Annotated in this window: 8 protein-coding genes; 4 read left to right on the top strand and 4 right to left on the bottom strand. The window is 42.8% G+C overall.

The window, feature by feature from the left end; translation table 11 throughout:
* Nucleotides 1-88 precede the first annotated feature (88 nt).
* Both G327_RS0119750 and G327_RS0119755 read left to right on the top strand, forming a co-directional pair.
* Nucleotides 89-1,696, top strand: a complete 1,608-nt coding sequence (locus G327_RS0119750; protein ID WP_019616538.1) for a glycoside hydrolase family 16 protein — start codon at nucleotides 89-91, stop codon at nucleotides 1,694-1,696.
* A gap of 129 nt (nucleotides 1,697-1,825) precedes the next feature.
* Nucleotides 1,826-2,284 carry a hypothetical protein gene (locus G327_RS0119755; RefSeq protein ID WP_019616539.1) on the top strand — a complete coding sequence of 153 codons (459 nt, stop codon included), beginning with the start codon at nucleotides 1,826-1,828 and terminating at the stop codon, nucleotides 2,282-2,284.
* A 250-nt stretch (nucleotides 2,285-2,534) separates the two neighbouring features.
* Here G327_RS0119755 and G327_RS0119760 read toward each other — a convergent pair whose 3' ends face one another.
* The 4 genes from G327_RS0119760 to G327_RS0119775 form a co-directional block, all read right to left on the bottom strand.
* Nucleotides 2,535-3,485: a glycoside hydrolase family 17 protein gene (locus tag G327_RS0119760; RefSeq protein ID WP_019616540.1), complete on the bottom strand. Its 951-nt coding sequence runs from the start codon at nucleotides 3,483-3,485 to the stop codon at nucleotides 2,535-2,537.
* Between the two features lies 1 nt (nucleotide 3,486).
* A complete protein-coding gene (locus tag G327_RS0119765; protein WP_019616541.1) occupies nucleotides 3,487-4,404 on the bottom strand; it encodes a glycoside hydrolase family 17 protein in 918 nt (305 codons plus the stop codon).
* Between the two features lie 224 nt (nucleotides 4,405-4,628).
* Nucleotides 4,629-6,635, bottom strand: a complete 2,007-nt coding sequence (locus G327_RS0119770) for a methyl-accepting chemotaxis protein (RefSeq protein WP_019616542.1) — start codon at nucleotides 6,633-6,635, stop codon at nucleotides 4,629-4,631.
* Between the two features lie 204 nt (nucleotides 6,636-6,839).
* Nucleotides 6,840-8,132 carry a carbohydrate porin gene (locus tag G327_RS0119775; RefSeq protein ID WP_019616543.1) on the bottom strand — a complete coding sequence of 431 codons (1,293 nt, stop codon included), beginning with the start codon at nucleotides 8,130-8,132 and terminating at the stop codon, nucleotides 6,840-6,842.
* A 495-nt stretch (nucleotides 8,133-8,627) separates the two neighbouring features.
* Between G327_RS0119775 and G327_RS0119780 the strand changes: the two genes are divergently transcribed.
* Together G327_RS0119780 and G327_RS0119785 are read left to right on the top strand one after the other, a co-directional pair.
* Nucleotides 8,628-9,626 carry a LacI family DNA-binding transcriptional regulator gene (locus tag G327_RS0119780; protein ID WP_019616544.1) on the top strand — a complete coding sequence of 333 codons (999 nt, stop codon included), beginning with the start codon at nucleotides 8,628-8,630 and terminating at the stop codon, nucleotides 9,624-9,626.
* A 162-nt stretch (nucleotides 9,627-9,788) separates the two neighbouring features.
* Nucleotides 9,789-10,041 (top strand): transposase domain-containing protein (locus G327_RS0119785; RefSeq protein WP_019616545.1); only part of this gene is annotated, 253 nt, incomplete at its 3' end.

Here is a 10,041-nt window from a genome sequence, read left to right on the forward strand (position 1 = left end):
TATATAAGCGCTTATATTTGAACTCTAATAGAACAATGCTATAAAGAAAGCGCTTACAATGTATTTCATCCATATAAGGAAAGGATAAATGAAAACAACAGCACTACATCCGGCATTCAAAATATCAACGGCTGCATTAGCAATAACACTGGCAGGCTGTGCATCCGACAGCAAAGTTACAGGAGCTGATAACGTACTGGAAAAAACATCCACCCCCAAAGCGCTTGTTCTGACAGCAGAGCCTGTAACACCTAGCGGCAAATGGGATCTGCTTTGGAGTGATGAGTTTGACGGCAGTGAAATTGACAAAACGAAATGGGAGCGTGTAAAAGACTGCTGGGGGGGCGGTAACAATGAACAACAATGTTATACCGGCCGTGAGAGCAATGCATTTGTTAAAGACGGTAAGCTGAATATTGTCGCCAAAAAAGGAAGCTTTACCGGCCCTGATAATGCGGACGGAAATCCGGGTACCAGAACCCTGCCTTATACATCGGCTAAATTACGTTCAGTGAGAAAAGGTAACTGGAAATACGGGCGTTTTGAAGTTCGTGCGAAACTGCCTTTTGGTCAGGGAACCTGGCCTGCAATCTGGATGCTGCCGACAGACTGGGTATACGGCGGCTGGGCGGCGTCTGGTGAAATTGATATTATGGAAGCAGTTAATCTTAAGACACCTTCTACCGAAACAGGAGCGGCTGAAGGCGAGCTTGAATCACGTGTATTCGGCAGCCTGCATTACGGTAAACCTTGGCCGGATAATGTATTTACAGGCCAGGCAACGCATCTGCCGGGTAATGTTAATCCAGCCGATGGTTTCCATACCTATACCATCGAATGGGAAGAGGGTGAAATCCGCTGGTATATTGATAATGTTCATTTTGCGACGCAGAAACAAGACGGCTGGTACAGTCAGCATATGGAAGACGGCATTTTTGTCAGCGGCGGCGAGAATGCCCCCTTCAATCAGAAATTCCATATGCTGTTAAACCTTGCAGTCGGCGGCAACTGGGCCGCCAACGCAAATAATGGCGGTATCGATTCATCTGTATTCCCGCAAACATTAGCCATTGACTACGTACGTGTTTATCGATGCTCTGCAGACCGATGGAAAGGTAAAGGCTGTGCAAGTTTATCGGATCAGGCAAAATTAGTTGAAGGGTCGCCTGAGCCTGAAATCCTGATCGGTGACGGTAACTTCGGCAAAGGCCCAGTTTTTGATGTTTATAAGGATGAACTGAGTGTAGGCATGGCTTTTGACGGCTACAACCCAGACAAAGTTGTCACTCAAGAGCAAGTTGAAGAAGCCGGCCGCGGCAAAGTATGGAAAATAACTAAAACTGGTGAAGCTGGTAATGTTTATTTACGTGCACCTAAAACCGATCTCAGTCACTGGATGGATAATGGCGAATTAGTCTTCGATCTGAATGTTGAAAGCATGGGAGGTGATACTGAACTGCTGGTGAAAATGGACAGCGGCTGGCCTAAAGCGAGTGACATTACCGTCACACAGCCTGCCGTCGGAACATGGGGCGAAGTACGCATCAAAGTGGCTGATTTAATTGCCGGTGGAAACCGATTCTCAGGTGGAAACCAAGCAGACATCAAAGCGATCAGCAATGTGCTGGTTATTGAACCTTTAGGTGTGATGACCTTAAAAGTTGATAATATTCGTTTTGAATACGCGCCTAAGTAAGCATTAGTTTTTCTACAATAAACAGATATTAATGCGGCTGCATTCAGCAATGAATCAGCCGCATTAATATAAAATTCGAGCGGCTAGCTAACTCAGACGCTCTCATCAATTTCAACCGGAGTCATAGTAATGCCTGCCGATCAAAGCAGTTATTTAACGACTGCATCAAAAAAAATCGTTCCAGCCTCGTCCGCAACACGAATTAAAGCTAGCAGGACAAAAAATCAGTCTATACATTTTTTAATTGTCTGCCTTTCTACATCCGCCGTAAGCTGGTTTTTATATTGTTTAGGATTTAATATTGTCATCGAAATCGCAGCTGCTGCATTAGTAACAACATTGGCAGGCTTTACCTCAGACAGTAAAGATTCAACAACTGATAAGGCGCTTGATAAAAAACCTCCTGCTAAAGCACTTATACCGACCGTTGAGGCGCTAACGCTTAGTGAATCATGGGATTTGCTTTGGAGTGATGAGTTTGACTGCTGCGAAATTAACAAAAAAAAATGCGAGCATATAGAAGACTGCTGGCTCAACGGCAATATTGAACAGCAATATTATAACCGTCAAAACAATCATACATTTTAAGAATATTAAAAATTCATTGTGGAAATGAACAGCCCCTTAAATAGAGTGATATTACCGCTATACAGCCGACTGCAGCCAGACACCAAGCCGTTAACAATGTACTGATTATTAAACCTTTAGATGTAATGACCAGAAAAGCTGCTAACATCCGTTCTGAATATGCATCTAAATAAGCACTGCTTTTGACCTAAATGCAATGTGGTTGATTCAGCTGAAAATCAACCACATTATTACAATAAGCCCGGCAGTTTTATGCCCTGTCTTTTATATACAGTTCCTGCATGACTAGTTTGGGAGTACGATCAACATGGAACAGTCCCCAGAATTTTTCCGGCTCAAGTGGATGAGAATCACCTTTCCAGGGCTCATCAAACGCTTCAAAGACAAAGGTCAGAATCTTCTCCTTAGCGGTCCACTCAAGTAACTGTTCATAATAAGCAGCCTGCAGCTCCTCGGAAGCATTCCATGCTTCTATCCCCCGTCCGTTAGAGGCAGTTGTCCAGCCAGCCTCGGTAATAACAACCGGCTTGCCCGGATAACGATCCGCGACCGAGTAATAATTCTGTTTAGTGTATTCAAGCGCATCATCCATGGTTTTAAATTCCCATGCCGGATAGGTATGCACCGAAAGAAAATCTAACTCGGCGACCAGATCCTGGAGCTTGTTTGTCCAGGGAACATAGTTTTCGCAAAAAGTAACCGGGTGTTTAAGCGCACTTTTGATTCTACGTACATAGCCGATCAGGTTTTCTACCGGCACCATATGGTCCGTCCAGTCGACACTGGCCTCGTTACCTACCGAAACAGAAAAGACAATCTCAGGATATTTTTCCACCAAAGCGATCAACCGGTCGATTTCATCACTGTTATGGCGGCGGTTTTCATTGAGTTTTTCCTCACTGAACCATGCTCCCCATGGACACTGCGGGTTGCTCATCTCAGCAGCCATATCCACACCGAGCATCAGCTTAAAATCCAAGGCTTCGTCACGGATCACCTGCAGAACCGTTTGCGCATGTATACCACAGTCGTACAAGCGAAGAAATTTCCAGTTGTCCGCTAAAATAAGCAGATCTTCTTTTATCTCTTCATAACTTGGATAAATACCTAAACAGGGATTCTGACCTTCACGATAACCGGAATAACATACGGCATTTCCATGCAGCCATTGCATCTCATTATTACTCTTTATTAACTCCATGTTATGCGCTCGCTTCCATCTGTTCTAAATCGTCAATATATTTGAATTTACCGTCTTTATCCCAAAGCCCCCAATAGGCGCCGACATCACCTTCTGCTTCCACTTTCCAAGTTTCATCAAAAGAAGAAAAATAAAAGACTTCTATCCCCTCTTCCTCGGCCCATAAGTAAGTATCAATAAAATATTTCACTGCTTTTTCATTAGAAGGTATCGCGCCCCCTTCTGTTGTGCCGACATTCGGCCAGCCGGTTTCAGTGATAATGACTTTCTTGCCGCCGCCGGAACGAACAGCACGGCGATACATATCTTTCATATACAGCAGGGAGTATTCCGCAGGACAGCCTTCCCAGAACGGGTAGCAGTTAGCCAGAATCACGTCACAGACCTCGGTGACACGAGGGTGATCTTCAAATTCGTAATAGGCATCAACATAACCGACTTCAATGTCAGGCAGCGCCTGTTTGGCACGCTTGATGTAGTCAATCAGCTGCTCTTCAGTCAGATCTCCGCGAAGTAGTACTTCATTACCTACGGCTAGAATAGTGACATGACCCGCTTCTGCTATTTCGACAGCATTGGCCAGCTCTTTTTCGTTTTTCTCTAAATCACCACCTAACCAGACACCAACCATGGTTTTAAGTCCGTTCTGCCGCGCTATTTCTGGGATCTGTTCATTACCTTCGGTACAGGAAAATGAACGTACCCAGTTGACATTTGACTGGATAATTTTTAATCGTTCCCGGATCTGTGCTGCACCAATTTGTGTACCTGGTCCCTGCCCTTCTATATAAGGACTAAATGAGATGCCATGAATCTTGTCTGCAACAATCTTTGCAGCAATTATCCCCAACTCCTTATCAGATAAATTTGAAAAATTAATTCCAGCTAATGACATATGTTTATTATATTTACTCGACATTCGACTCTCCCTGTTAACTGCTGTTTTACTAATTATTTATATATCCATTACCAATCAAATTGCATTTATCAGTCACTAGCTCAGACACCAAGACAAGGCACAGTTTAAAGACTTCGTAGATTCTATAAACAGCGACTTTTAACGACACGCCCAACAAAGCTGGCAATTAAAACACACAAGAAGAAAGTAACCACTCACACCCAATTAATATTTAATGAATCAAACTAGACGTTAAATCGATGAACTAGTTCATTCTGCTGATGTGCCAGTTCATCTAACTTGCAGCTTACCTTGGCCACCAGCTCCATTGATGAATTGTTGTCGTCTGCTATCTGACTAATATCTTCCAGGCTGCGTGCAATAGAGTTGGTTGTTGAGCTTTGCTCTTCCGCAGCATGCGCTATGTGGTAACTCATTTTACTAATCGCGATAATATTCGCCTGAATTTCCTCCATCGCGCTATTAGCATCGGATGTCTGCGTTAAACTTTTATTCATTTCAGTAACACAGGCCTGCATTACTGTTGATGCTTGACCGGATTTCTGCTGTAGATTTTGAATCATATCTTCAATTTCAGCCGTCGAACTAGTGGTGCGTTCCGCCAGCACTCGAACTTCATCAGCAACAACCGCAAAACCGCGTCCCTGTTCTCCGGCACGCGCCGCTTCAATAGCAGCATTCAGTGCTAGTAAATTAGTTTGAGCTGCAATGTGGCGGATAACGTCCAGAATAGAGCCGATATTACTGCTCATCTCCTGAACTGTTGAAACCACTTTGACAGATTCATCAAGGTTTTCTGACAACAGGTGAATAGTCGAGATATTGTCACTCATCACTGCGCGCCCTGTCTGAGCGGCAAGTTCAACGTCACGTACTTTATCCATGGAACTCTGTGCACTAGCAGCAACATCTTTAACGGAATGCTCCATTTCCGTCATCGCCGTTGCAACCGATGCAGTTTGATTCCGCTGCTCATTCAAGCGTGCTTTGGACTGAGTCATAGTAGATTGATTCTGGGCTGATACTTCCGCTAAATTGCCTGACGTTAAGCTTAATTTTCGCAGGATATCCTGCAGATTGGACGCCAGCGTATTGATATGAGTGCTGAGTTGATTAAATTCAATGAACGTATTACCACTTACTCTTTTGGTCATGTCTCCATCCGTTAACGCTTCAAGCGCCTTGAGGATTGAGACCAAAGGCTTACGCACATTTTGTGCCAGTAACCAGGCAAGGAACAGCAGGAATACGGTTACACTTCCGCCCATTAAAACAGCTTTAGTATAACCATCCGTATAGATCTGATTTGCATTATCAATGGCACTGTTCATCAGCTGATCTGCTTCAGCACGAAAAGCGGCAAGGATAGTCATCGCCTGATCAACTTCGGCGGCAAGAACAGCGATGTTCGCATACAAGAGATTACGCGCTTTAATAAATATATGGTGCTGATCCAGTACGCCGCCTTTTTTACCCGCATCCTGAAAAAACTGCCTGGTTGAATTCTCAAACTCGTCTTTAAAACCAGGCATCTGCGTGACAATGGCTTGATAAGCAAACTTGAGGCGCGTTACACTGCGTTTATTTACTTTCATCGCCTTACTGATTTTACTGATATCGTCACTAGACAAAGCATCTGATGTAATTGTTTCTATTGACTTCAGCTTCTCAAAATAACCTTTCGCCAATAATTTAACCGTATCCGTCCCCTTTTCGTTGATATACTCGATCATGCCTAAGCGTAAATCTGTTTGCAGTTTCTGGAAACGGCGCGCGGTTTTCTGTCGTTCCTGCTGCGCATTCAACTGGGTTTTATAATTATCCATCGCTTTATTCACTTCAGAGAAGTAACGTTTTTCGATAGCAAGCAGTTCACTTAATTGACTATTCAGTGCAGGGTTATCAGCTGAAATCTTAGCTAATTTATTAAGAGCATCATTAGCATCTTGCTGCGCAGCGCTAAACTTGTCTTCATAACTCTGCATACGCAGTGGATCTTGACTGGTTAAAAAATCTTTGAATATTTTATCTGCAATTAACAATTTAACACTGGTTTGATTAGCAAAAGTAACCAGAGGTAAAGCGTCCGTATTGACTGATTCAAGCTGCTTATGAATACGGCTTGTACCGTTCAGCATTAAAGCAACAGTCGCAACAAACAGCAGCACCATCACTGAGAATCCGGCATACATACGTTTTATTACCGAAGTTTGTCTATTTTTTTTTATCATATTCCTAATTTCCATTCAGGGAGAAGACTGTCTTTATAACCAAACCACCTGAATAGACATTCAAATATACAAGTCGTTTGGGTATAGAGAGGGTCATAGCGATCTGCAGACCAGGAGGAAGCCCTCTTTCCTGCTGTATAATAAAACCAAAAGGGCCGTCATTCTGAGAATGACAGCCCTTGTTAGTTAAGCGTTATTTAGCGCTTACCACCACATGTCAGCTTGTAAACCAACGATGAAATCATCATCACCGGCGTTTGTTGCAGCATGATTCAGGTAAGTACCCAGTAGACGGATTTCAGGTGCAGGGCCTTGGCCCGTACCGATAATCCAAGTTGGTGCGATGGTTGCTTTAGCGTTATTACCACTGCCTTCCTGGCCATCAGCACTTTCCCAATGGCTGTACTGCGTACCGAATTCAGTGGCAATAAAGAAGTTATCAGAGACAGGGAAGGTTGGACGTACCATTGCTGAAGTCCAGTAATTTGAACTACCGTCATCATTATCATTGTACTGAGCCTGCAGCGCAGGGAACAGATTAATACCGTTTTCTAGGAAGTAGCCCCCCCAAAGTAAGAAACGCGCAGACAGGTCATCTTCATCAATATAAGTCATTTGATCAGGGCCAGGTCCGCCGGCAACATATCCGTTGTAGACATTCAGCGTGCCGCCCAGCAGTTGATTAGAGCCTAAACCTTTACCTGCCTGAACAATCACTTTAGAGAAACCATTTCCTGGAAGACCAAGGAAGCTGTCAAGATGAGCAATACCTGTTACATCATAGCCTGTTTCAGCATATTCAGTACCGGCTTCATCCCAGTTATCAGCCATCGCTTTAACCTGACCATGCAGTTCGAAACTACCAAAATTTGCACCGACATGGACAGAATGCATAATATTATTTGTATTAGTCGACCCCCAAGGATACGGACGGCCGTCAGCATTATTTCTATCACTGGTCATATAAGCGAAATCAAATTTAGTATCACCAATCTCATAATCACTCACACCAATACCTAAACCAGACATCTGCGTGTAGAAGAAATCTGTCATAAAGATATAGTTGTCTTTACCGTAATCACGTTTACCAGCCCAGAAAGTACCCGTTTCAGTCAGACCGCCAAACTCAACATATGTCTGGCCAAAACCCATACTGTTGCTTGATGAATCGGCATCAACCGAAGAACCCAGCGCTTTATCAGTACCTGTACCGGCTACTGCAACATGGATGCGGATAGATTTACCATCATCAAATGCCCATTTTTTTACCAGCTCAAAATTCATATCATTATCGGCTTCAAGACCCAGACGACCTAGCGTCTCTTTACCGCCCTGCCATGCCGAACGTTTCATGTCATCTTCTACGCTCAAAAGCACACCAGAGCGAAAATAGCCGTGAAATTCTATACCGTCGGTTGTATCTGCATGAGCAGCACTAGTAACTGATAAGCCCGATGTTGCAAGAAGACATGCTAGGGTTAATTTTGATAGTTTCATTGTAACTCCATAAGTTTATTGCTTTCCGTATATTAATAAATAAAGCACCAAGAAAGCGCTTTCTTTTATTGTTATAAAAAAAGGCCAAACATGATCAGATAATAATCTAAAACAATTAAAAACCAGTCGGCCAATTTCTGAAACAAGTATAAAGATAAAATTAAGGATGAAAAGTGAGCAATGTCACCAAAGTAAGCGCTTTCACGCGATCTTGATCACACCATCTGAACTCATGGAGAAACTAATACCGTTACCCGATAAAAATACTATAAAACATCCAGAGCTTATAAATCAATGCTTCGAGTGCCTCGCACATTATATGTTACAGCATATAATGTGCGGGCATCCTCAGAACTTAACGAAAGCGCTTGCAGTGTCTTAATGAAGCATTCAAAATTAAAAGATAAATTTTAGTGTCATTAAACTTAGTAAACCATTTTTCTTTATAGAAGTACTCTGTTTAATCCTTTAAGCAAATATTATCAGGAGAGTAAGTTGATCACCATCAAGGAAGTATCTGAGCTTGCCCAGGTTTCTCAAGCAACTGTTTCAAGAGCTTTAAACGGCCATTCGACGGTGAAAGAAATTAATAAAATAAAAGTGTTTGAAGCAATAGAAAAGTTAGGTTATAAACCAAACGCCTTCGCTCAAGCACTGGCATCGAGCCGTTCAAACAGTATCGGCATGCTGGTAGGCTCACTTGAAGGGCCTTTCTACGGCCCTTTGATGCATAACGCAGAAGATATTGTTCGTAAAAAAAATATGCATTTAATCGTTACCAGCGGCCAGGAATCAAAAGAAAAAGAAACAGATTCAATTCGATTTCTTCAGTCTAAACAAGTTGATGGTTTAATCATTCACTCCGATATGTTATCTGATGATGAATTAATCAAGATAGCTAAAAATACACCCGCAACCGTTATTCTCAACCGCTATGTACCTGAGTTATCTAACCAGTGTATCTGTATCGATAACGAGCTTGGCGGCTATCTTGCTACTAAACACTTACTTGAATCCGGCCATATCAAGGTTGCCTGTATTACCGGGCAGCTGAGCAAAATTGACAGCCGCGACCGCCTGCAGGGATATCGAAATGCACTGACAGAGTACGGTATTCAGTACGATGCCAGCTTGATTGCAGAAGGACGCTTTGATCATGACGGTAACCATGAAAAGGTCAGGCGTCTGCTGGATCGAGATAATGGAATCACCGCGATTTTCTGCCAGAACGACAATATCGCCTTAGCGGCTTACGATGTATGCAGTGAAAGAGAACTGACTATTGGTAAGGATATTTCTATTGTTGGTTTTGATAATGATACCTACAGCCAGCATATAAGACCCAGACTCACAACGGTTAACTTCCCTGTCCTGGAAATGGGGGTTGAAGCAGCCAACTGTGTACTCTCTTTAGTGCATAAGGAAGAATATTCAGTCAATAACAAACTGGCTCCGGAATTAATCGATAGAGACTCAGTGAAAAAATTTAATTAATTACAGGGGAGTCCCGCCCGCTCCTTCATTCAAGATCTGCAGCAGAAAAATTTCCCGAAAAAAAAGGCAGATAAACTGTAATGCCGATCAGTTAAGAAAAATCTATTGATTTTTAACTGAATAAGATCAAAATCCGATGTTCACAAAACATCGGATTTTTTTATGCAACTATCAACAGCACTTTCCCAGGTATCACTTAATCACTTCACTGAATTTACTGGCCTTAACGAGCTATTAGCACCTGAGTTAGTTACTGATGCACTATCTCAAACTGGCGTGGCTACGATAAGAAAACGTAAGCTCCCTATGGAACAAATGGTTTGGGCTGTTATTGGCATGGCATTATTTCGCAAGTACTCAATGCGCCAACTGGTTAATCAACTTGATATTATCCTTCCAAACGGTACGCCTTATG

The sequence above is a fragment of the Psychromonas ossibalaenae ATCC BAA-1528 genome, assembly GCF_000381745.1.
In the GTDB taxonomy this organism is placed as follows: Bacteria; Pseudomonadota; Gammaproteobacteria; order Enterobacterales; family Psychromonadaceae; genus Psychromonas; species Psychromonas ossibalaenae.

Excerpts from the sequence above, each read along its gene's own strand:
- G327_RS0119770 (WP_019616542.1), bottom strand. The coding sequence starts at position 6,635 with ATGATAAAAAAAAATAGACAAACTTCGGTAATAAAACGTATGTATGCC.
- G327_RS0119765 (WP_019616541.1), bottom strand. The coding sequence starts at position 4,404 with ATGTCGAGTAAATATAATAAACATATGTCATTAGCTGGAATTAATTTT.
- G327_RS0119775 (WP_019616543.1), bottom strand. The coding sequence starts at position 8,132 with ATGAAACTATCAAAATTAACCCTAGCATGTCTTCTTGCAACATCGGGC.
- G327_RS0119750 (WP_019616538.1), top strand. The coding sequence starts at position 89 with ATGAAAACAACAGCACTACATCCGGCATTCAAAATATCAACGGCTGCA.
- G327_RS0119760 (WP_019616540.1), bottom strand. The coding sequence starts at position 3,485 with ATGGAGTTAATAAAGAGTAATAATGAGATGCAATGGCTGCATGGAAAT.
- G327_RS0119755 (WP_019616539.1), top strand. The coding sequence starts at position 1,826 with ATGCCTGCCGATCAAAGCAGTTATTTAACGACTGCATCAAAAAAAATC.